Here is a 20,912-nt window from a genome sequence, read left to right as displayed (position 1 = left end):
GTCGGCAATCAGTAGCAGCCTGAAGACTGACATCCGCTAGTCGGGATAGTTACAATCCGCCGATCATTTTTCCGACCGGAGCCCCCCTTGCCCGCGTCCGTATTGCGCCTCCCGACCCTGCCCTCCACCGCCGGCAAGCAGCACTGGGGCAACCTGCCCGGTGCCGCCCTGAGCCTGGCGATTGCCGAAGCGGCCAGCGCCGGCAAGCGCTTCACCTTGCTGCTCACCGCCGACAGCCAGACTGCCGAACGCCTGGAACAGGAGCTCGGTTTCTTCGCCCCGGGCCTGGACGTACTGCACTTTCCCGATTGGGAAACCCTGCCCTACGACCTCTTCTCGCCGCACCAGGACATCATTTCCCAGCGGGTCGACAGCCTTTACCGACTGCCCGGGGTAAAGCGCGGAGTTCTGGTGGTGCCCATCACCACCGCCCTCCACCGCCTGGCGCCGACGCGCTTCCTGCTGGGCTCCAGCCTGGTGCTGGACGTCGGCCAGAAGCTGGACGTGGAACAGATGCGCCTGCGTCTGGAAGCCGCCGGCTACCGTTGCGTGGATACCGTCTACGAACACGGCGAGTTCGCCGTGCGTGGCGCCCTGATCGACCTCTTCCCCATGGGCAGCGACCTGCCCTATCGGATCGACCTGTTCGATGACGAGATCGAAACCCTGCGCACCTTCGATCCCGAGACCCAGCGCTCGGTGGACAAGGTGGAGTCGATCCGCCTATTGCCGGCCCGCGAGTTCCCCCTGGACAAGAAGGCCGTCACCGACTTCCGTGGACGATTCCGCGAGCGCTTCGATGTCGATTTCCGTCGCTGCCCCATCTACCAGGACCTGGCCAGCGGCATCACCCCGGCCGGCATCGAGTACTACCTGCCGCTGTTCTTCGAGGAATCCGCCACCCTCTTCGACTACCTGCCGGCGGACACCCAGGTGTTCTCCCTGCCGGGCATCGAGCAGGCCGCCGAGCAGTTCTGGACTGATGTACGCAATCGCTATGAGGAACGCCGCGTCGATCCCGAGCGCCCACTGGTGCCGCCCGCCGAACTGTTCCTCCCGGTGGAGGACTGCTTCGCCCGACTCAAGGGCTCACCGCGCCTGGTGCTGAGCCAGGACGACATCGACTCCGGTGTCGGCCGCGAGCGCTTCTCCGCCCGCGCCCTGCCCGACCTGGCGATCCAGGCCAAGGCCACCGAGCCCCTGGCCGCCCTGCGCCGCTTTCTCGACGAATTCCCAGGCCGCGTGCTGTTCAGCGCCGAATCCGCCGGGCGCCGCGAGGTGTTGCTGGAGATGCTCGCCCGTCTCAAGCTGCGTCCGCAGGAAGTCGAGGGCTGGCCGGCGTTCATCGCCAGCTCCGAGCGCCTGGTCATCACCATCGCCCCGCTGGACGAAGGCCTGTTGCTGGATGATCCGGGGATTGCGCTGATCGCCGAGAGTCCGCTGTTCGGCCAGAGGGTGATGCAGCGTCGCCGCCGCGAACGCCGTGGCGACGCCGGCGACAACGTGATCAAGAACCTCGCCGAATTGCGCGAGGGCGCGCCTGTGGTGCACATCGACCACGGCGTCGGCCGCTACCTGGGCCTGATCACCCTGGAGATCGAGGACCAGGCCGCAGAATTCCTCGCCCTGCAATACGCCGAGGAAGCCAAGCTCTACGTGCCGGTGGCCAGCCTGCACCTGATCGCCCGCTACACCGGCAGCGACGACGCCCTGGCGCCGCTGCACCGCCTGGGCTCGGAAACCTGGCAGAAGGCCAAGCGCAAGGCCGCCGAGCAGGTGCGCGATGTCGCCGCCGAACTGTTGGACGTCTATGCCCGCCGCGCCGCCCGCGAAGGCTATGCATTCAAGGACCCCAAGGCCGACTACGCCACCTTCGCCGCCGGCTTCCCCTTCGAGGAAACCCCAGACCAGCAGTCCGCCATCGAAGCCGTGCTGGAGGACATGCTGACGCCCAAGCCCATGGACCGCCTGGTCTGCGGCGACGTCGGCTTCGGCAAGACCGAAGTCGCCATGCGCGCTGCCTTCGTCGCGGTGCACAGCGGCAAGCAGGTCGCCGTGCTGGTCCCCACCACCCTGCTCGCCCAGCAGCACTACAACAGCTTCCGCGACCGCTTCGCCGACTGGCCGGTGACGGTCGAGGTGATGAGCCGCTTCAAGTCGGCCAAGGAAGTGGAAAGCGCGGCGCAGCAGCTTTCCGACGGCAAGATCGACATCATCATCGGCACCCACAAGCTGCTGCAGGATGACGTGCGCTTCAAGAACCTGGGCCTGGCGATCATCGACGAAGAACACCGCTTCGGCGTGCGGCAGAAGGAACAGCTGAAATCCCTGCGCAGCGAGGTCGACATCCTCACCCTCACCGCCACACCCATTCCACGCACCCTGAACATGGCCGTGGCGGGCATGCGCGACCTGTCCATCATCGCCACGCCGCCGGCACGCCGGCTGTCGGTGCGCACCTTCGTCATGGAGCGGCAGAAGACCGCGATCAAGGAGGCGCTGCTGCGCGAGCTGCTGCGCGGCGGCCAGGTGTACTACCTGCACAACGAGGTGGCGAGCATCGAGAAATGCGCCGCCGAGCTGGCCGAACTGGTGCCGGAGGCGCGTATCGCCGTCGGCCATGGGCAGATGCGCGAGCGCGATCTCGAACAGGTGATGAGCGACTTCTACCACAAGCGCTTCAATGTGCTGGTGGCCTCGACCATTATCGAGACCGGCATCGACGTGCCCAGTGCCAATACCATCGTCATCGAGCGGGCCGACAAGTTCGGCCTGGCCCAGCTGCACCAGCTGCGCGGCCGGGTCGGTCGCAGCCACCACCAGGCCTACGCCTACCTGCTGACGCCGCCGCGCAAGCAGATGACCCCGGACGCGGAAAAGCGCCTGGAGGCCATCGCCAACGCCCAGGACCTGGGCGCCGGTTTCGTCCTCGCCACCCACGACCTGGAAATCCGCGGCGCCGGCGAATTGCTGGGCGAAGGCCAGAGCGGCCAGATCCAGGCCGTCGGCTTCACCCTGTACATGGAAATGCTCGAGCGCGCGGTGAAGGCCATCCGCAAGGGCGAGCAGCCCAACCTGGAGCAACCGCTCGGCGGCGGGCCGGAGGTCAACCTGCGGGTGCCGGCATTGATCCCCGAGGACTACCTGCCTGACGTGCATGCCCGCCTGATCCTCTACAAGCGCATCGCCTCGGCGGCCGACGAAGACGGCCTGAAGGAACTGCAGGTGGAGATGATCGACCGCTTCGGCCTGCTGCCCGAGCCCACCAAGAACCTGGTGCGCCTGACCCTGCTCAAGCTGCAGGCGGAGAAGCTCGGCATCCGCAAGGTGGATTCCGGCCCCCAGGGCGGCCGCATCGAGTTCGCTGCCGACACCTGCGTCGATCCGCTGGTGCTGATCAAGCTGATCCAGGGCCAACCCAAGCGCTACAAGTTCGAAGGCGCCACTCTGTTCAAGTTCCAGGTGCCCATGGAACGCCCGGAAGAACGCTTCAATACCCTTGAAGCGCTGTTCGAACGCCTGACCCCGCAGTAGTCTGCGGAACGATTGCCCATACCAAGGAACAACCCATGCGTGCCATCCGTAACTTCGCCCTGCTGCTCGCCCTGCTGGCCCCGACTGCCTTCGCCGACGGCCTCTATTCGGTGGAAATGATCATCTTCCGCCAGGCTGGCGACCCCATCCCCGCCAGCCAGCCCGCTCCGGACGACTGGGCGGCCGGCAGCCAGTCCATCGCCGGCAGCGAGCGCGGCACGGCGCTGGACGGCGAAGCGGCCAAGCTGAACCCCAACGCCGGTTATGAGGTGCTGCTGCACAAGGCTTGGTCCCAGGACCTCTCCGCCATCCCGAGCAAGGTTTCGCTGACCTCCGGCGAGCAGCAGCTGGGCCACTTCCCCGTTGAAGGCACCCTGGCCCTGGCCATCGACCGCAGCATCGACGTCCAGGCCGACTTCTGGATCAACCGTTTCGACGGCAGCGGCCTGATCAGCACCAGCGAGCGCCTGCACCAGGGCAGCCGCCTGAAGAACGGCGAACTCACCTTCCTGGACCACGGCAATCTGGGCATCCTGATCCGCGTCAGCCCGCTCTAAGGCGCCATGAGCGTCCTGCTCGACCAGCTCCAGCAGATGGATTGGCGCCTGGACTTCGATCCAGGCGCCTTGAGCCGCGGCCTCGCCTACGCGAAAGAAGATCGCATCCGCCTGCTCAGCCTGAGCGACAAGGCCATCGAGACCAGTTGCGAAGGCTCCGCTGGCCACTTCTACACGCAACTGATCCGCCTGGCACCCAAGGGCCTGGGCGTGGTCGGCCGCTGCAGCTGCCCGGTGGGCTTCAACTGCAAGCACTGCGTCGCTGCCATCGCCCACCTGCTGTCGCTGCCGGCCTCCGGCTGGCAGACCGTGCCGCCACCCAGCGAGCGCCTGGTGGACGACCTGCAACCCGTTCCGCACCTGATACTCGGCAGCCATGCCCAGAGCCAGTACGACCTGCGCAGTGGCCGCATGGTGGGCAACCAGCAGCACAGGGCCGGCCTGGTGTTCGACTACGGCGGCGCCCTCACCCATGGCAAGCCGGCAAGGCCGGAGCGCCTGCACCATCGCGTCAATGGCGAGCGCCTGGCCATCGCCCGGCAATTCCGCGTCGAACAGGCCTGGCGCGACGCCTTGCGCCAGTTGGGATTCAAGGAAGCCCTGCGGCAGAGCCTGGCGCTGCCCGCCAACAGCGCGGAAATGTTCGAGCTGCCCGGCGACGAGCACTGGCTGCACTTCATGAAGCAGCAGCTGCCGCTCCTGCGCGAGCAAGGCTGGCAGATCGATATCCGCCCCGGCTTCCAGTTCGACCTGACCCAGGTCGAGGGCTGGTATGCCGAAGTGGACGAAGCGCCCGGCCGCGAATGGTTCGACCTGGAGCTGGGCATAGTGGTCGAAGGCCGCCGCATCAGCCTGCTGCCGGTGCTGCTGCGCCTGATCCAGCGCAACCCCGAACTGCTGGACGCGCACCACCTGCAACGGCGCAAGGACGACGAGGCGCTGCGCCTCCAGCTCGACGCCACCCGCGCCACCGATGGCCGGCCGCTGCAGGTGATGCTGCCCTTCTCCCGGCTGAAACCCTTGCTGGCCACCCTGGGCGAACTCTACCTGCGCGACCAGGACCCCACCCAGACCCTGCGCCTCGCCCGCCCCGACGCGGCGCGCCTGAGCCATCTGGAGGGGATGGACCTGCAGTGGCAGGGCGGCGACGAACTGCGCCAGGTGGCGCACAAGCTGCGGGAAAGCGGCAAAGCCGCGATTTCCCCACCCAAAGGCCTCCATGCCGAGCTCCGGCCCTACCAGCTGGAAGGCCTGGCCTGGCTGCAGACCCTCCGGGAAGTCGGCGCCGGCGGCATCCTTGGCGACGACATGGGCCTGGGCAAGACGCTGCAGACCCTCGCCCACCTACTCACCGAGAAGGCGGCCGGCCGCCTGGACCGCCCAGCCCTGGTGGTGATGCCCACCAGCCTGATCCCCAACTGGCTCGACGAAACCGAGCGTTTCGCACCGGAACTCAGGGTCCTCGCCCTGCATGGTCCGGGGCGCAAGAAAGCCTTCGAACAGATGGCCGGGCATGACCTGCTGCTGACCACTTACGCCCTGCTGCCGCGCGACCTCGAGCGCTTCCAGGACCTGCCGCTGCACCTGCTGATCCTCGATGAGGCGCAGTACATCAAGAATCCGACAAGCAAGGCTGCCCAGGCCGTACGCCAGCTGGAAGCGCGGCAGCGCATCTGCCTCACCGGCACGCCGCTGGAAAACCATTTGGGCGAACTCTGGTCGCTGTTCCACTTCCTGATGCCCGGCTGGCTGGGCGACAGCCAGCACTTCCTGCGCAACTACCGCAATCCCATCGAAAAGCACGGCGACAGCACCCGTCTGGCGCACCTCAATGCGCGCATCAAGCCATTCCTGCTGCGCCGCAGCAAGGAAGCAGTGGCCACCGAATTGCCCGCCAAGAGCGAGATCACCCAATGGGTCGAGCTCAGCGATCGTCAGCGCGACCTCTACGAAACAGTGCGCCTGGCCATGGACAGCAAGGTGCGCGAAGAAATCGGCCGCAAGGGCCTCGCCCGCAGCCAGATCGTGATCCTCGAAGCGCTACTGAAGCTCCGCCAGGTCTGCTGCGATACGCGGCTGATCGAGGAGAGCGGCACGCGCTCACCGCGCAGCAGCAGCTCAGGCAAGCTGGACAGCCTGATGGAGATGCTCGAGGAACTGATCGCCGAGGGCCGCAAGGTACTGCTGTTCTCGCAGTTCACCAGCATGCTGGCCCTGATCGAGGATGAATTGCACAAGCGCGCCATCGACTATGTGCAGATCACCGGCGATACCCGCGACCGGCGCACCCCGGTCCAACGCTTCCAGAAGGGCGAAGTGCCGCTCTTCCTGATCAGCCTCAAGGCCGGCGGCACCGGCCTGAACCTCACCGCTGCCGATACCGTGATCCATTACGACCCTTGGTGGAACCCGGCCGTAGAGCGCCAGGCCACCGACCGCGCCTACCGCATTGGCCAGGACAAGCCGGTATTCGTCTACCGGTTGATTTCGCGGGGAACGGTGGAAGAGAAGATCCAGCAATTGCAGGCGCAAAAGGCCGCACTGGCGCGCGGCATTCTCGAGGGACGCGAGAAGGAAGACTGGCGGCTGCACGACGAGGACATCGACGCCCTCTTCGCGCCCCTGCCCCGCTTCGCCTGAGCCAGGGGAAACCGACCGCAGGCTGCGCCATGCGCACCGCGAACTCCACAGTGCGCGCAGCGTACCCTGCGGGATGGACTGACCTGAATTCAGCCTTTCAGCACATGGGCCAGGACATTGCGCACCTTGCCGATACCCTCGTCCAGGGCCGCCTGGATCTCTTCCATGGTGATGATGCCTTCGGACTTGCCGGCGGCCGGATTCACCACCAGGGACAGGCAGGCATAAGGCAGGTTCAGCTCGCGAGCCAGGGCCGCCTCGGGCATGCCGGTCATGCCCACCAGGTCGCAGCCGTCACGCTCCAGGCGGGTGATCTCGGCCACGGTTTCCAGGCGCGGGCCCTGGGTGCAGCCGTACACACCGAAGTCGCTGTGCGGATAGTCGCAGGCATTCAGCGCCGCCAGCAGCTTGCCGCGCAGTCCTTCGTCATAGGGATGGCTGAAATCGATATGAGTGACGTGGTCCAGGTCGCCCTCGAAGTAGGTACCGATACGACCCTGGGTGTAGTCGATCAGTTGGTGCGGAACCACCAGGTGCCCGCTGCCCATGGCCGGATGGATGCCACCCACCGCGTTCACCGCGATCACCGCCTGGGCGCCGGCATGCCTGAGTGCCCAGAGATTCGCGCGGTAGTTCACCTGGTGCGGTGGAATTCGGTGCGGGTGGCCGTGGCGGGCAAGGAAGAGCACGTCGTGCCCGGCATACGCGCCATGGACAATTCCGGCCGAAGGCGCGCCATAGGGCGTGTCAGGGTGGAGCAGCGCTTTCATGCTCAGGCCTTCGAGCTGGGTCAGGCCTGTACCACCGATGATGGCGTAGACGGTCATGTCGGTTCCTCAATCGATCAACTGGGCTTCGCGCAGGGCTGCAACGGCTTGCAGCCAGCGGGGATCCTGGCGGTACTCGGTGCCGGGAAAGGCACGGCGGCGCATCCGCAAAAGGCTCGCCGGAGGCTTGGCACCCAGGCGCTGCAGGCGCTCCAGGGCCAGCTCGGCGGAGGCGCGGTCGTTGCACACCAGGCCCATGTCGCAGCCAGCGGACAGCGCGGCCTCGATACGCTCGGCGGCATCGCCCACCACGTGGGCGCCGGCCATGGATAGGTCATCGCTGAAAATGACCCCGGAAAACTTCAGCTCGCCGCGCAGGATGTCCTGCAACCAGCGCCGGGAGAATCCGGCCGGCTGGTTGTCCACCTGGGGGTAGATGACGTGGGCGGGCATCATGCCGTCCAGCTCCGAGGCCAGGCGGGCGAAGGGAATCAGGTCGGCCTGGCGTATCTGCTCCAGGCTGCGCTCGTCGGTGGGAATCGCCACGTGGGAATCGGCCTCGGCCCAGCCGTGGCCGGGGAAGTGCTTGCCGGTGGCGGCCATGCCCGCGGCGCGCAGGCCACGGATGAAGGCGCCGGCCAGGGACGCGGCGCGCGCCGGGTCGCCCTCGAAGGCGCGACTGCCGACCACGGCGCTGCGCTGGTGGTCGAGATCCAGCACGGGCGCGAAGCTGATATCCAGCCCTACGGCCAGCACCTCGGTAGCCATCAGCCAGCCACACTGCTCGGCCAGTTGCTCGGCATTGGCGTTGTCGGCCAGGGCACGCATGGCCGGCAGGCGCAGGAAGCCCTGGCGCAGGCGCTGCACGCGACCGCCTTCCTGGTCGACGGCCAGGATCAGGTCCGGGCGCACCGCGCGAATGGACGCGCAGAGCTCGCGCACCTGGCGCGGGCTTTCTATATTGCGGGCGAAAATGATCAGACCGGCGACTTCCGGCTGACGAAGGATCTGCCGATCCTCGGCGGTCAGCCAGGTGCCGCCGATATCCAGCATCAGGGAACCTTGCATGGAAAATCCTTAGGAGAGTTCTGCCGCGGCCCAGTCGGGGCACGGCGCTTCGTCTATGCGTACCGCACAGTGGACGGGTACCCGGTCGAAGAGTTCCAGCACATCGGCATTGCGCAGACGAATGCAGCCGTGGGAGCGGGCTTCCCCCATGGGCTCGCTGTCCGGCGTGCCGTGCAGATAGATGTAGCGGCGGAAGCTGTCCACCTTCCCCAGGCGGTTGCGGCCAGGCTCGCAGCCGCTAAGCCAGAGGATGCGGCTGAGAATCCAGTCGCGCCCCGGAAAGCGCTCGTGCAGCTCGGCGCTCCAGACTTCACCGGTCCAGCGCCGGCCACGCAGCACGGCGCCGACTGGCAATCCGGCACCGATGCGCGCACGCACCTGGTGCAGGCCGCGAGGCGTGCAATTGGAGCCATTGGTTTCGCCCACACCGTTCAAGGCGGTAGACACGGGCAGGCGCAGAACCAGCCGCCCCCCGGCAAAGCCGTAGAGCTGCTGGTCGGCAATGGAGATATGCAGGAGATCGAGGGTTTGCATGGGCCGCAAGCTTAGCCGATCAGGCCAGCCGCGCCCATCGTTTTAAACCTTCGCGGCGGCGGACGGGGCCTTGTTGCGTGGCTTGAGCACCGCCTTGGCCAGCGCGTCGTCGGTGACGCCGGTTTCGGCGCGCATGCCGGCGGCGAGGAAGGGCACCATCAGGCGCATTACCTGCTCGATCGAGGTGTTCACCCCGAAGTCGTTTTCCGCCATGGCGCGCAGCGCCTTGATGCCCGACATGCTGAACGCCGCGGCGCCGAGCATGAAATGCACCCTCCAGAACAGCTCCAGCGGCGGCACCCTGGGGGCGGATTCGTTCACCAGCAGCATGTAGCGACGGAAAACTTTGCCATAAACCTCTTCGAGGTACTTGCGCAAGTGACCCTGGCTCTGACTGAATGCGAGTCCGAGCAGGCGCATGAAGATCGACAGGTCATTGCCGCTGCGGGGCTTTACCGCCAGGGCCTGTTCGACGAGCATTTCCAGCAGCTCTTCGAGGCTGGGCCTGCTCTCTGTTTTGGCCTGGCGCCGATCGAGCTCGCGCTCGAGGCTCTGGCAGAAGGGACCGAGAAAGCGCGAGAAGACGGCCTGGATCAGCGCCTTCTTCGAGCCGAAGTGGTAGTTCACCGCTGCCAGGTTGACCCCGGCCTTGCTGGTGATCAGGCGCAACGAAGTCTCGGCGAAGCCTTTCTCCGCGAACAGCTGTTCCGCAGCATCCAGGATGCGTTCGACGGTTTCCGACTGGGCCATGGCTCCTCCGCCTGACAAACACTTGTTTGAAACATACGTTTCAGCCAGCCGACTTGTCAAGCCGCGCATCCCATTATCCGACGCAACCGCCACGCCTTCATCGGCCGGCTCCTCCACGGCCGGTCCGGCCGGTAGCAACTCCCCTGCCCCGCACCTGCAATCCGAAAAGAGGCGTTGCCAAGACCGGATCACTGTATATAATTCCAGTCACTGTATAAAAAAACAGAGCGCCGCCATGCTGAAACTGACGCCCCGCCAAGCCGAGATTCTCGCATTCATCAAGCGCTGCCTTGAAGACAACGGCTTCCCCCCGACCCGCGCGGAAATCGCCCAGGAGCTCGGCTTCAAGTCACCCAACGCCGCCGAAGAGCACCTCAAGGCCCTGGCCCGCAAGGGAGCCATCGAGATGACTCCGGGCGCGTCCCGCGGCATCCGCATTCCCGGCTTCGAGCCCGGCGCCAACGATGACGACGGCCTGCCCGTGATCGGTCGGGTCGCCGCCGGCGCCCCCATCCTCGCGCAACAGAACATCGAGGAATCCTGCCGTATCAGCCCGGACTTCTTCCACCCTCGCGCCGACTACCTGCTGCGTGTTCGCGGCATGTCCATGAAGGACATCGGGATCTACGACGGCGACCTGCTCGCCGTGCACAGCACCCGTGAGGCCCGCAATGGCCAGGTGGTGGTGGCGCGCCTGGGCGACGAAGTCACCGTCAAGCGCTTCAAGCGCGAAGGCGCCAAGGCATGGCTGATAGCCGAGAACCCCGAGTTCGCCCCCATCGAAGTGAACCTGGATGAACAGGACCTGGTGATCGAAGGTTTGAGTGTCGGCGTGATTCGCCGCTAAAGGAGGCGTTATGCAGTTCCCGCAGTCGCTTGGCCGGTCCCAGCTCCCGCTGTTCCACGACGCCATCCTGGCCAACCCCGTGGTGCCGATGCTGACCGAGATGGTCGATGAAGCCCCCACGGAAGAACCGGAGGCCTTCAGCGAATTGTCCCTACGCGGCGCCACCGGCCACTGTCGGTACCTGCTGGCCTCCGTGCTGCGGGAACTGAGCGAAGAACAGGACGCGCGCTGGCTGACGTTGATCGGCGCCCCCGCCAGCCTGTCCCAGGCCTGGCTACGGGAGTCCGGGCTCAATCGCGAACGCATCCTCCTCTTGCAACCGCGAGGCGAGCAAAGCGCGCTGGAACTGGCCTGCGAAGCGCTGCGCCTGGGGCGTAGCCATACAGTCGTCAGCTGGCTGCAACTGGGCCAGAAAGCCAGACGGCAGCTGGCGCAGGCCGCACGCCAGGGTGGCGCGCAAAGCCTGAACATTCTGCTGGGCTGAAAAGAAGCGGGCGCCGGGCAAAAGCCTGGGCCTCATGACATCAGACGGTAACCGAATCAGCGGAAGATTCGGCACCAAGCCTCAATGCAGGACGCGCGGACCGTCGTTTTGGTCCATCTCGCCTTCGGCAAGCCGGCCAGCCATCTGCACACCGACATTCAGCATGGCCTTGGCGACTTCCAGGTGATGCCCCTGGAGGAAGGCCTTGGCATCGGCAGAGAAGTCCAGCGTCACCAACGCCTCCTCGTCCTCAGCCCGGCGCAGGATGATGCGCCCGTCAGGCAGTTCGACTATTTCCAGAAAGGACGTAGGCATAGACTCAAATCTCCACGAAAGGCGACCATTGTAACAGTCAGCCGCCAGCACGCCCTAGTCCGTCGATCAAATCAGCATTCGCTCAGGGTTTCCCGGAAGCGCAGCGCCAGGTCTTTCAGGTTCTGCCGCCAGGACTCCAGGGTTTCCCGAGAAATTGGCGCCACTTCCTCTTCCACGCTTACCGCCGTAATCAGCGGCAGGGTCGGATCGACCTTGGCCTGCTTCGGCGCCTGCGGCGGCTGGAACAACGCCCGGTAGGCCGCAAGCAGTTCGGCCAGCCAGGTTTCGCCCTGCTGGGCCAACTCCACCAGTTCGGCCAGTTCCGGGCTGGGCGCAGCAGCCAGCACCTGCGGGGTCAGCAGCAGCTCGACGCGCGGCGCATTGGCCTCGGGCAAGCGGTAGTAGCCGGCAATCTCGTGGCAAAGACCGAGCAAGGCGCCGTAGAGGTGAAAGAGCGACGCCTCGCGCTCGGACTGCACCAGGGCCTGTGCATTCATCGCCCTGCCCTCTTCAGCCTTGCGCCAGGACTCCAGCGACAGACCGGCGAAGAACAGTTTCTGGTTGGTGCGGGTATAGAGCTCATGGGCCATGACGGCGCCCTCCACAGGGAACTCAGGCAGTATATGCGCGCCCGTTGCCGGGCGCGCAGCAGTCGGTCAGCGCTTGTCCTCGACCCTCCACTTGCCGCCGTCGAAGAAGGCGCGCCAGCCGGTGGGCTTGCCCTCCACCTCGGTCTGCACGTACTGCTCCTTGGTCTTGCGGCTGAAACGAATCACCGCCGGACGCCCTTCGGGATCCTTGGCCGGCGCAGCCAGCAAGTAGTGGTACTTGGCGTCCAGTTCATCCTTGTGCGGGATCAGCTCCTGCACCAGCGGCGCACGGGTCTCGCGGTTCTTGGGGAACTGGCTGGCGGCCAGGAACAGGCCGGAAGCACCGTCACGCAGCACGTAGATGTCGTCGACCTTCTCGCACTTCAGCTCCGGCATGCGGATCGGATCAATTTTCGGCGGCGCCGCTTCGCCGCTCTTCAGCAGCTTGCGGGTGTTCTTGCAGCTGGCATTGGTGCAGCCGAAGAACTTGCCGAAGCGGCCGGTCTTGAGCTGCATCTCGCTGCCGCACTTGTCGCACTCCAGGCTCGGGCCTTCGTAACCCTTGATGCGGTACTGGCCCTGCTCGATCTCATAGCCCGAGCAATCCGGGTTGTTGCCGCAGATGTGCAGCTTGCGGGTCTCGTCCAGCAGGTAGGCGTCCATGGCGGTGGCACAGATCGGGCAGCGGTGCTTGCCCAGCAACACGCGGGATTCGGACTCGCCTTCGTCGTCCGCGGCGATCTCGTCGCCCGGCACCAGGTTAATGGTGGCCTTGCAGCGCTCTTTCGGCGGCAGGCTGTAGCCCGAGCAACCGAGGAACACGCCGGTGGAGGCAGTCCGGATCATCATCGGCCGGCCGCATTCGCGGCAGGCGATGTCGGTCAGGGTCGGCTGGTTGGCGCGCATGCCCTTGTCGGCGCCTTCGGCCAGCTCCAGCTTCTTCTTGAAGTCGCCGTAGAACTCGTCCAGCAGGTGCTTCCAGTCACGCTCACCCTGGGCGACGTCGTCCAGATGCTCTTCCATGCCGGCGGTGAAGCCGTAGTCCATCAGGTTGGCGAAGCTCTCGTTGAGGCGCTCGGTGACGATGTCGCCCATCTTCTCCGCGTAGAAACGGCGGTTCTGCACCGCCACGTAGCCACGTTCCTGGATGGTGGAAATGATCGCCGCGTAGGTGGACGGGCGACCGATGCCGCGCTTCTCCAGCTCCTTGACCAGGCTGGCCTCGGAGTAACGCGCCGGCGGCTTGGTGAAGTGCTGGCTGGGCTCCAGCTGCAGCAGCTTGAGCAGCTCGCCTTCGTTCATTTCCGGCAGCACATCGTCCTCGCCCGGCTTGCTCTGTTGCGGCAGGACGCGGGTGTAGCCGTCGAACTTGAGGATGCGACCCTTGGCGCGCAGCTCGAACTTGCTGGCGGTGACGGCGACGCTGGTGGACAGGTACTCGGCCGGCGGCATCTGGCAGGCGACGAACTGGCGCCAGATCAGGTCGTAGAGACGCTCGGCGTCACGCTCCATGCCGGACAGCTGGGTCGGCTTGAGATTGACGTCGGACGGGCGGATGGCCTCGTGAGCCTCCTGCGCGCCTTCCTTGCTCGAATAGAAGTTCGGCTTGGCAGGCAGGTATTTCTTGCCGAACTCGCTGTCGATGAAGCCACGCACCATATCAATGGCGTCGGCGGACAGGTTGGTCGAGTCGGTACGCATATAGGTGATGTAGCCGGCCTCATAGAGACGCTGGGCCATCATCATGGTCTTCTTCACACCGAAACCGAGGCGGTTGCTCGCCGCCTGCTGCAGGGTGGAGGTGATGAAGGGCGCGGAGGGGCGGCTGGAAGTCGGCTTGTCCTCGCGCTTGGCGACCGTATAGGCCGACGCCTTGAGCTTCTCCAGGGCCGCCATGGCCTGGGCTTCATTCAGCGGCTTGAAGGCCTCGCCATTCTCCCGCGCCACTTCGAAGCGCACCTTGGCGCCCTTGGCGGTGCCGAGGTCGGCGTGTACTTCCCAGTACTCTTCCGGCACGAAGGCGCGGATCTCCCGCTCGCGCTCCACTACCAGCTTCACCGCGACCGACTGCACGCGGCCGGCGGACAGGCCGCGGGCGATCTTCTGCCAGAGCAGCGGCGAGACCATGTAGCCCACCACGCGATCGAGGAAGCGGCGCGCCTGCTGGGCGTTGACGCGATTGATATCGAGGTCGCCGGGCTGGGAGAAGGCTTCCTGGATGGCCTTCTTGGTGATCTCGTTGAACACCACGCGTTTGTAGCGGCTGTCATCGCCGCCGATGGATTCCCGCAGGTGCCAGGCAATGGCCTCCCCTTCGCGGTCCAAGTCGGTTGCGAGATAGATGGTGTCGGCATCCTTGGCCAGGCGGCGCAGCTCTTCGATCACCTTCTCCTTGCCGGGAAGGATCTCGTACTTGGCCTTCCAGCCATGGTCCGGGTCGACACCCATGCGGGCGACCAGCTGGCGCTTGGCCTTTTCCTTGGCGGACAGGGCCGGAGCCTCGGCAGCGGCCTTGCCACGCTTGGCCGGCTCCTTGGCGGCACTGGCCGAACCACTGGTAGGCAGGTCACGGATGTGGCCGATGCTCGACTTCACCACGTACTGGTTGCCCAGGTACTTGTTGATGGTCTTGGCCTTGGCCGGGGATTCCACGATGACCAGCGATTTGCCCATTGATCGGTGTATTCCTGAATGAAATATGTAAAAGGCGGGAGCCGCCCGTCGCGGCACCGCTATATATAGTGGCCAGCGCGGCGCGGTCAAGCACGCCCCTGGCCGTACAGCCCTCAGGGCTGCGGAAAGGGATCCGCCTCGGCACTCACCAGTGCGAAGCGCGCGATCTGCTCGCCATTCACCTGGACGGTCTCGGTGAACATGCTGAGCGGGCGTACCCAAAGGCCGTAATCACCATAGAGAGCCTGGTAGACCACCAGTTCCTCTTCGGTCTCTGAATGCCGGGCAATACCGATGACCCGGTACTGCTGCCCCTTGTAGTGACGATAGAGACCCGGTTGCAGGCTCATGGTTGCCTCACAGTGTTGATGCAGGCTATCCCGCAAAAGTTGCGCATGGTGCCGTTTCATTCGGCCCGAGGCCAGCCCTTGTTGGAAATTTCCTACAGTGGCATTCCACATATAAAGCAAAAACCGGGGCACTGGGCCCCGGTTTTTCATCTCCGCTACGCTCAGATGCGCTCGAAGACGGTGGTGATGCCCTGGCCGAGGCCCACGCACATGGTGGACACGCCCAGGGTACCGCCGTTCTGCTTCATCACGTTCAGCAGGGTGCCGGAGATGCGCGCACCGGAGCAGCCGAACGGGTGACCCAGGGCGATGGCGCCGCCGTGCAGGTTGACCTTCTGCTCCATCTTGTCGAGGAGCTTGAGGTCCTTCAGCACCGGCAGGGCCTGGGCGGCGAAGGCTTCGTTGAGTTCGACGAAATCGATGTCATCCATGGTCAGGCCGGCGCGCTTGAGCGCCTTCTGGGTGGACGGCACCGGGCCGTAGCCCATGATCGCCGGGTCGACGCCAGCGACCGCCATGGCGCGAACCACGGCCATCGGCTGGATACCCAGGTCCTGGGCGCGCTGGGCGGACATGACGATCATGCAGGAAGCGCCGTCGGTGATCTGCGAGGAGGTACCCGCGGTCACGGTGCCGCCCTTCGGGTTGAACGCCGGCTTCAGGTTGGCCAGGCTTTCGAGGGTGGTCTCCGGACGAATGGTTTCGTCGAAGTCGAACACCTTCAGGAAGCCGTTCTCATCGAAGCCCTGCATCGGGATGATTTCATCCTTGAACTTGCCTTCGACGGTGGCCTTGTGGGCCAGTTGGTGCGAACGCACACCGAACTGGTCCTGGGCTTCACGGCTGATGCCGTGCATCTTGCCGAGCATCTCGGCGGTCAGGCCCATCATGCCCGAGGCCTTGGCGGCGTACAGGGACAGGTGCGGGTTCGGGTCGACGCCGTGCATCATGCCGACGTGGCCCATGTGCTCCACGCCACCGATCACGAAGACGTCGCCGTTGCCGGTCTGGATCGCCTGCACGGCGGTGTGCAGGGCGCTCATGGAGGAACCGCACAGGCGGCTCACGGTCTGGCCGGCGCTGGTGTGCGGGATCTGGGTCATCAGCGACGCCATGCGCGCGATGTTCCAGCCCTGCTCCAGGGTCTGGTTCACGCAGCCCCAGATCACATCCTCGACTTCCGCCGGGTCGACCTTGGTGTTGCGCTCCAGCAGCTTGCTGATCAGGTGCGCCGACATGTCTTCGGCGCGGGTGTTGCGGTGCATGCCACCCTTGGAGCGACCCATCGGGGTGCGGCCGAAGTCGACAATGACTGCATCTCTAGGATTCAGGCTCATATTCTTCACTCTCGCTCAATTAGCCGAAAAACTTCTGGCCGTTCTTGGCCATTTCGCGAAGCTTGGCGGTCGGGTGATACAGCGCGCCCAGGTCGGCGTACTTGTCGGCCAGGGCCACGAATTCGGCCACGCCGATGCTGTCGATGTAACGCAGCGCACCACCACGGAAGGGCGGGAAGCCGATGCCGTAGATCAGGCCCATGTCGGCCTCGGCAGCGGTCGATACGATGCCGTCTTCCAGGCAGCGCACGGTTTCCAGGCACAGCGGGATCATCATGAAGTTGATGATGTCCTCATCGGTGACTTCACGCTGCTCGGTGACGATCGGCTTGAGCACTTCGTAGGCGACCGGGTCGGTGACCTTTTTCGGCTTGCCGCGCTTGTCCATCTCGTAGGCGTAGAAGCCCTTGCCGTTCTTCTGGCCCAGGCGGTTGGCCTCGTACATGGCGTCGACGGCGGTCTTGCCTTCAACGGCCATGCGGTCCGGGAAGCCTTCGGCCATCACGTCGCGGCCGTGGTGGCCGGTGTCGATGCCGACCACGTCGGACAGGTAGGCCGGGCCCATGGGCCAGCCGAACCTCTCCATCACCTTGTCGATGCGCACGAAGTCGACGCCGAAGCCCAGCAGCTTGGAGAAGCCGCCGAAGTACGGGAAGAGCACACGGTTGACCAGGAAGCCGGGGCAGTCGTTGACCACGATCGGGGTCTTGCCCATCTTCTTGGCGTAGGCGACGGTGGTGGCGATGGCGGTTTCACCGGACTTCTCGCCACGGATCACTTCCACCAGCGGCATCATGTGCACCGGGTTGAAGAAGTGCATGCCGCAGAAGTTTTCCGGACGCTTGAGCGCCTTGGCCAGCAGGCTGATGGAGATGGTGGAGGTGTTGGAAGTGAGGATCGCATCCTCCTTCACCACGCCTTCCACTTCGGCCAGCACGGCCTGCTTGACCTTCGGGTTCTCGACCACGGCCTCGACCACGATGTCGACATTGGCGAAATCGCCGTAGGACAGGGTCGGACGGATGGCATTGAGGGCCTGGGCCATCTTGGCGGCCGGCAGCTTGCCGCGGGAAACGCGCTTGTCCAGCAGCTTGCTGGCCTCGTTCAGGCCGAGCTGGATGGCTTCCTCGCGGATGTCCTTCATCAGGATCGGCGTGCCCTTGACCGCGGACTGGTAGGCGATGCCGCCGCCCATGATGCCGGCGCCCAGTACGGCGGCCAGTTTCACGTCCTTGGCAGCCTCGTCGTACAGCTTGCCCTTCTTCTTCAGCTCCTGATCGTTCAGGAACAGGCCGATCAGGCTGGCGGCGACCGGGGTCTTGGCCAGCTTGACGAAGCCTGCGGCTTCCACTTCCAGCGCCTTGTCACGACCGAAGTTGGCGGCTTTCTGGATGGTCTTGATGGCTTCGACCGGAGCCGGGTAGTTCGGGCCGGCCTGGCCAGCGACGAAGCCCTTGGCGGTCTCGAAGGCCATCATCTGCTCGATGGCGTTGAGCTTGAGTTTTTCCAGCTTGGGCTGGCGCTTGGCCTTGAAGTCCAGCTCGCCGGCGATGGCGCGCTTGACCAGGTCCAGGGCACCGGCCTGCAGCAGCTCAGGAGCGATCACGGCGTCGACGGCGCCGACTTTCAGCGCGTCCTCGGCCTTGTTCTCCTTGCCGGAGGCGATCCACTCGATGGCGTTATCGGTACCGATGATGCGCGGCAGGCGCACGGTGCCGCCGAAGCCCGGGTAGATGCCCAGCTTGACTTCCGGCAGGCCGATCTTGGCTTCAGTGCTCATCACGCGGTAGTCGGCCGCCAGGCACATTTCCAGGCCGCCGCCCAGGGCGATGCCGTTGATCGCGGCAACGGTGGGGACTTCCAGGTCTTCAAAGGCGCTGAAGATCTTGTTGGCTTCGAGGTTGCCGGCCATCAGCTCTTCGTCGGGCAGCTGGAAGTTGTCGACGAATTCGGTGATGTCGGCGCCGACGATGAACACGTCCTTGCCGCTGCTGACAACCACGCCCTTAACCGAAGCATCGTCCTTGATGGCTACGACTGCATCGCGCAGTTCATTCAGGGTGAGACGGTTGAATTTATTGACGGACTCACCCTTGAGGTCGAATTTCAGTTCGACGATACCGCCCTCAAGAGCCTTAACCGTGATGGCTTTACCTTCGTAAATCATCAACTGATCTCCACGGTTTGGGAAACTGGACTGTACGCATCGGAGCCGACCGGCGGACTCGCCCCCCGGCGCTGCCGGAGCATAGTCCCAATCGATCCGGCACACCCACCGACGCGATATTCGGGCTGGGTCAGGAGCGTCCGACAAGACAAACGCTCAATTCATACGCCCGTTTGATTTGGGTGAGCGCAGATTCGGGGAAAAGTCCGCGCTTGTCAATGACGCAACGTGACCGGCCGGCCACGATCCGAAGGCTCTGCTGCTGGGCTCGCGGCAAGTCGCGGAGGGAGCTGCAGCACTATTCGCTACGGCTATGGCACCCCATCACGGCCCCGTTGGCTGGCCCGCGGTACCTCCCGGGAGACGCTGGCAAATTGCCCTCCCCACAGGTACATTCGTGCCGACTCGCCCCGTACCGGGCGCCGAGTCACAGAACAACAACAATCGAGGCCAATGGCCCACGGAGTAGCACCAATGACGAGCCGCTTGCTTGCCATTCTGCTGAGCACACTGCTTACCCTTTCCGCCTTCGCCACCGAGTCCGCCCCGGCAGACAGCCTCCTCAAGCTGCACCAGATGCGCCTGGCCGCCCAGCGCAGCCTCGGCGACTTCTATATGTACAACGGCATGGAAGGCGACCAGCGCTATGCGCGCATGATTGACGAGTCGGTGCAGCAGGCCGACGCCCGCCTCAAGGAACTGGGCAAGATGCCCGGCGAAGCCTCCAAGGCCCTGAGCGCGCAGTTGACGCAGGAGTGGCAGGACTACCATGGCGAGCTGTCCGGACTGGTCACCGCGCTCAAGCAGGCGGGCTTCACCGACCTGCAACCGGTGGCGGACCTGACCGACCGCAACAAACGCCTGATGGAACTCTGCAACGCGCTTTACGCCAAGATCCAGCAGGAAGGCGCCGCCCAGGTGCCGCCACTGACCCAGCGCAGCCGGGACCAAAGCCTGCTGATGCAGACCATAGCGGTCGACTACGCGTCGCGCAGCGCCTCGGTAGGCGGCAGTTTCATGGGCGGCAGCGGCGGCAAGGCCATCGACGAGCTGGCCAGCGACTTCGCCTCCCAGCTGGCGAGCCTGGAGCAGGCGCCGCAGAACACCCCGGAAATCCGCCAGGCGCTGGATGGCATCAGCACCAAATGGCGCTACATCGAGAAATCGCTGAAGAACTACAACGAGAAAAGCGTGCCTTTCCTCATCAACAAGTACTCGGATCGCATCATCGACGGTCTCGAGGACGTTTCCGCCCGCTACTCGGCAGCCCAGAGCTGACCCCGCGGCGAGCGGCGCGACGGCAGGCCCGTCGCGCCGCCCCTCAGGCCAGCGCCTTGAGCGTGTCGGCGATGCGCTGGAGGTCCTCCGGCGTGCCGCGCTCCCCCCAGTAGAGGGCGATCATCTGCGAACTTGCCTCGACCTTGTAGACATCCTTCGGCAACCCAGCCAGGTGAGCCAGGACGGCCGCATCCTCGCACGGCTCGCGCCACTGGTTCACCCAATGTCCCGGCTCGCTCTGCCAGTAGCACCAGGCTTCATGCCCGCGCAGCCGTGGCCGGTGGTACTGGGCGCAGGAATGCGGCGGCTCCTGGGCCAGCCAGTGGGGCCAGTCCTGGCGCGACAACTGCATGGCCAGCCCCATTCGCCGCGCCTGCAGGCGCAGTTCCATGCGGCCCCGCTGTCCCTTCGACGGAACCAGCCAGACCAGCGGGCTGAGCGCCGCCAGGAGGAGCAAGAGGACGATCCAGAGGGTCATAAAGGTAATCCCTGCGCAAAAGCCTGTGTTAAATGTTGCGGACAGCCATACTTGTGATCATGCGTAACCTTAAGGAGGAGTCACCCATGCCCTACCAGCACATTCTGGTCGCTGTCGACCTGACCGATGAATGCCACCCGGTGGTGCGTCGTGCCCAGGCGCTGGCCCAAGGCAGCAATGCCAAGCTGTCGCTGGTGCACATTGTCGAACCCATGGCCATGGCCTTCGGTGGTGACGTACCCATGGACCTCTCGATGCTGCAGCAACAGCAGTTCGAACAGGCCCGCGAACGGCTGCAGGCCTTCGCCGGCATCTACTCCGAATTGCATGCCGATCAGCGCCACCTGGCCTACGGCCAGCCGCGCCAGGAAATCCACCGCCTGGCCGAGGAACAGGGCTGCGACCTGATCGTGGTCGGCAGCCATGGCCGCCACGGCCTCGCTCTGCTACTCGGATCGACCGCCAACGATGTACTGCACGGTGCGCCCTGCGACGTGCTGGCGGTACGTCTGAAGAAATCCGAATAGCACCCGTGAAACGCGC

18 protein-coding genes are annotated in these 20,912 nt (G+C 65.1%); 7 read left to right on the top strand and 11 right to left on the bottom strand.

What is annotated here, in order from left to right:
- Positions 1 to 87: 87 nt before the first annotated feature.
- Genes mfd through E8F11_RS20805 form a run of 3 tightly spaced genes read left to right on the top strand, consistent with a single transcriptional unit; the run spans position 88 to position 6,731 of the window.
- Positions 88 to 3,534: a transcription-repair coupling factor gene (mfd, locus tag E8F11_RS20815; protein ID WP_280290768.1), complete on the top strand. Its 3,447-nt coding sequence runs from the start codon at positions 88 to 90 to the stop codon at positions 3,532 to 3,534.
- A 35-nt stretch (positions 3,535 to 3,569) separates the two neighbouring features.
- Complete coding sequence (locus tag E8F11_RS20810) at positions 3,570 to 4,091, top strand: CsiV family protein (RefSeq protein WP_280290767.1); 522 nt, start codon at positions 3,570 to 3,572, stop codon at positions 4,089 to 4,091.
- A 36-nt stretch (positions 4,092 to 4,127) separates the two neighbouring features.
- Complete coding sequence (locus E8F11_RS20805) at positions 4,128 to 6,731, top strand: DEAD/DEAH box helicase (protein WP_280290794.1); 2,604 nt, start codon at positions 4,128 to 4,130, stop codon at positions 6,729 to 6,731.
- Between the two features lie 89 nt (positions 6,732 to 6,820).
- On the opposite strand, the gene E8F11_RS20800 is transcribed toward E8F11_RS20805, so the two are convergent.
- From E8F11_RS20800 to E8F11_RS20785, 4 genes are read right to left on the bottom strand one after another with little or no spacing between them, the layout of a single operon-like run.
- Positions 6,821 to 7,558, bottom strand: coding sequence for an S-methyl-5'-thioinosine phosphorylase (locus tag E8F11_RS20800; protein ID WP_280290766.1), 738 nt, complete (start codon positions 7,556 to 7,558; stop codon positions 6,821 to 6,823).
- Positions 7,559 to 7,567: 9 nt separating this feature from the next.
- A complete protein-coding gene (nagZ, locus tag E8F11_RS20795; protein ID WP_280290765.1) occupies positions 7,568 to 8,566 on the bottom strand; it encodes a beta-N-acetylhexosaminidase in 999 nt (332 codons plus the stop codon).
- 9 nt (positions 8,567 to 8,575) lie between these two features.
- A complete protein-coding gene (locus tag E8F11_RS20790) occupies positions 8,576 to 9,100 on the bottom strand; it encodes a L,D-transpeptidase (protein ID WP_280290764.1) in 525 nt (174 codons plus the stop codon).
- A 42-nt stretch (positions 9,101 to 9,142) separates the two neighbouring features.
- On the bottom strand, positions 9,143 to 9,850 hold the full coding sequence (locus E8F11_RS20785) for a TetR/AcrR family transcriptional regulator (RefSeq protein ID WP_280290763.1): 708 nt from the start codon (positions 9,848 to 9,850) through the stop codon (positions 9,143 to 9,145).
- A 235-nt stretch (positions 9,851 to 10,085) separates the two neighbouring features.
- Between E8F11_RS20785 and lexA the strand changes: the two genes are divergently transcribed.
- Complete coding sequence (lexA, locus tag E8F11_RS20780) at positions 10,086 to 10,697, top strand: transcriptional repressor LexA (protein WP_280290762.1); 612 nt, start codon at positions 10,086 to 10,088, stop codon at positions 10,695 to 10,697.
- 10 nt (positions 10,698 to 10,707) lie between these two features.
- Positions 10,708 to 11,181 carry an SOS-induced cell division inhibitor SulA gene (gene sulA, locus E8F11_RS20775; protein ID WP_280290761.1) on the top strand — a complete coding sequence of 158 codons (474 nt, stop codon included), beginning with the start codon at positions 10,708 to 10,710 and terminating at the stop codon, positions 11,179 to 11,181.
- An 81-nt stretch (positions 11,182 to 11,262) separates the two neighbouring features.
- On the opposite strand, the gene E8F11_RS20770 is transcribed toward sulA, so the two are convergent.
- The 6 genes from E8F11_RS20770 to fadB form a co-directional block, all read right to left on the bottom strand.
- Positions 11,263 to 11,496, bottom strand: a complete 234-nt coding sequence (locus E8F11_RS20770) for a hypothetical protein (protein ID WP_280290760.1) — start codon at positions 11,494 to 11,496, stop codon at positions 11,263 to 11,265.
- A gap of 71 nt (positions 11,497 to 11,567) precedes the next feature.
- Complete coding sequence (locus E8F11_RS20765) at positions 11,568 to 12,086, bottom strand: DUF6586 family protein (protein WP_280290759.1); 519 nt, start codon at positions 12,084 to 12,086, stop codon at positions 11,568 to 11,570.
- A gap of 66 nt (positions 12,087 to 12,152) precedes the next feature.
- The gene (gene topA, locus E8F11_RS20760; RefSeq protein WP_280290758.1) at positions 12,153 to 14,759 is read right to left on the bottom strand and encodes a type I DNA topoisomerase; all 2,607 of its coding nucleotides are present in this window, start codon (positions 14,757 to 14,759) and stop codon (positions 12,153 to 12,155) included.
- Positions 14,760 to 14,872: 113 nt separating this feature from the next.
- Positions 14,873 to 15,109, bottom strand: a complete 237-nt coding sequence (locus E8F11_RS20755) for a DUF1653 domain-containing protein (RefSeq protein WP_280290756.1) — start codon at positions 15,107 to 15,109, stop codon at positions 14,873 to 14,875.
- Positions 15,110 to 15,270: 161 nt separating this feature from the next.
- On the bottom strand, positions 15,271 to 16,446 hold the full coding sequence (fadA, locus tag E8F11_RS20750) for an acetyl-CoA C-acyltransferase FadA (RefSeq protein ID WP_280290754.1): 1,176 nt from the start codon (positions 16,444 to 16,446) through the stop codon (positions 15,271 to 15,273).
- Positions 16,447 to 16,465: 19 nt separating this feature from the next.
- Positions 16,466 to 18,613: a fatty acid oxidation complex subunit alpha FadB gene (gene fadB / locus E8F11_RS20745; RefSeq protein ID WP_280290752.1), complete on the bottom strand. Its 2,148-nt coding sequence runs from the start codon at positions 18,611 to 18,613 to the stop codon at positions 16,466 to 16,468.
- A gap of 474 nt (positions 18,614 to 19,087) precedes the next feature.
- Here fadB and E8F11_RS20740 point away from each other — a divergent pair, with 474 nt between their 5' ends.
- Complete coding sequence (locus tag E8F11_RS20740) at positions 19,088 to 19,891, top strand: hypothetical protein (protein ID WP_280290751.1); 804 nt, start codon at positions 19,088 to 19,090, stop codon at positions 19,889 to 19,891.
- Positions 19,892 to 19,934: 43 nt separating this feature from the next.
- Here the strand turns inward: E8F11_RS20740 and E8F11_RS20735 are convergent, their stop codons facing one another.
- On the bottom strand, positions 19,935 to 20,369 hold the full coding sequence (locus E8F11_RS20735) for a hypothetical protein (protein WP_280290750.1): 435 nt from the start codon (positions 20,367 to 20,369) through the stop codon (positions 19,935 to 19,937).
- Positions 20,370 to 20,455: 86 nt separating this feature from the next.
- Between E8F11_RS20735 and E8F11_RS20730 the strand changes: the two genes are divergently transcribed.
- Entirely contained in the window at positions 20,456 to 20,896 is a 441-nt protein-coding gene (locus E8F11_RS20730; protein ID WP_280290749.1) for a universal stress protein, read from the top strand.
- The last annotated feature ends 16 nt before the right edge of the window (positions 20,897 to 20,912 follow it).

This window comes from Pseudomonas sp. BN417 (assembly GCF_029871205.1).
Taxonomy (GTDB): Bacteria; Pseudomonadota; Gammaproteobacteria; order Pseudomonadales; family Pseudomonadaceae; genus Metapseudomonas.
The sequence above is the reverse complement of the archived record's forward strand: the minus strand, read 5'-3'. Positions and strand labels throughout refer to the sequence as shown.

What these genes read in the sequence shown, in the direction of transcription:
- E8F11_RS20785 (WP_280290763.1), bottom strand. Translation starts at nt 9,850, where the DNA reads ATGGCCCAGTCGGAAACCGTCGAACGCATCCTGGATGCTGCGGAACAG.
- fadB (WP_280290752.1), bottom strand. Translation starts at nt 18,613, where the DNA reads ATGATTTACGAAGGTAAAGCCATCACGGTTAAGGCTCTTGAGGGCGGT.
- fadA (WP_280290754.1), bottom strand. Translation starts at nt 16,446, where the DNA reads ATGAGCCTGAATCCTAGAGATGCAGTCATTGTCGACTTCGGCCGCACC.
- E8F11_RS20755 (WP_280290756.1), bottom strand. Translation starts at nt 15,109, where the DNA reads ATGAGCCTGCAACCGGGTCTCTATCGTCACTACAAGGGGCAGCAGTAC.
- nagZ (WP_280290765.1), bottom strand. Translation starts at nt 8,566, where the DNA reads ATGCAAGGTTCCCTGATGCTGGATATCGGCGGCACCTGGCTGACCGCC.
- E8F11_RS20730 (WP_280290749.1), top strand. Translation starts at nt 20,456, where the DNA reads ATGCCCTACCAGCACATTCTGGTCGCTGTCGACCTGACCGATGAATGC.
- lexA (WP_280290762.1), top strand. Translation starts at nt 10,086, where the DNA reads ATGCTGAAACTGACGCCCCGCCAAGCCGAGATTCTCGCATTCATCAAG.
- topA (WP_280290758.1), bottom strand. Translation starts at nt 14,759, where the DNA reads ATGGGCAAATCGCTGGTCATCGTGGAATCCCCGGCCAAGGCCAAGACC.
- E8F11_RS20800 (WP_280290766.1), bottom strand. Translation starts at nt 7,558, where the DNA reads ATGACCGTCTACGCCATCATCGGTGGTACAGGCCTGACCCAGCTCGAA.
- sulA (WP_280290761.1), top strand. Translation starts at nt 10,708, where the DNA reads ATGCAGTTCCCGCAGTCGCTTGGCCGGTCCCAGCTCCCGCTGTTCCAC.
- E8F11_RS20765 (WP_280290759.1), bottom strand. Translation starts at nt 12,086, where the DNA reads ATGGCCCATGAGCTCTATACCCGCACCAACCAGAAACTGTTCTTCGCC.
- E8F11_RS20810 (WP_280290767.1), top strand. Translation starts at nt 3,570, where the DNA reads ATGCGTGCCATCCGTAACTTCGCCCTGCTGCTCGCCCTGCTGGCCCCG.
- E8F11_RS20770 (WP_280290760.1), bottom strand. Translation starts at nt 11,496, where the DNA reads ATGCCTACGTCCTTTCTGGAAATAGTCGAACTGCCTGACGGGCGCATC.
- E8F11_RS20805 (WP_280290794.1), top strand. Translation starts at nt 4,128, where the DNA reads ATGGATTGGCGCCTGGACTTCGATCCAGGCGCCTTGAGCCGCGGCCTC.
- E8F11_RS20790 (WP_280290764.1), bottom strand. Translation starts at nt 9,100, where the DNA reads ATGCAAACCCTCGATCTCCTGCATATCTCCATTGCCGACCAGCAGCTC.
- E8F11_RS20740 (WP_280290751.1), top strand. Translation starts at nt 19,088, where the DNA reads ATGACGAGCCGCTTGCTTGCCATTCTGCTGAGCACACTGCTTACCCTT.
- E8F11_RS20735 (WP_280290750.1), bottom strand. Translation starts at nt 20,369, where the DNA reads ATGACCCTCTGGATCGTCCTCTTGCTCCTCCTGGCGGCGCTCAGCCCG.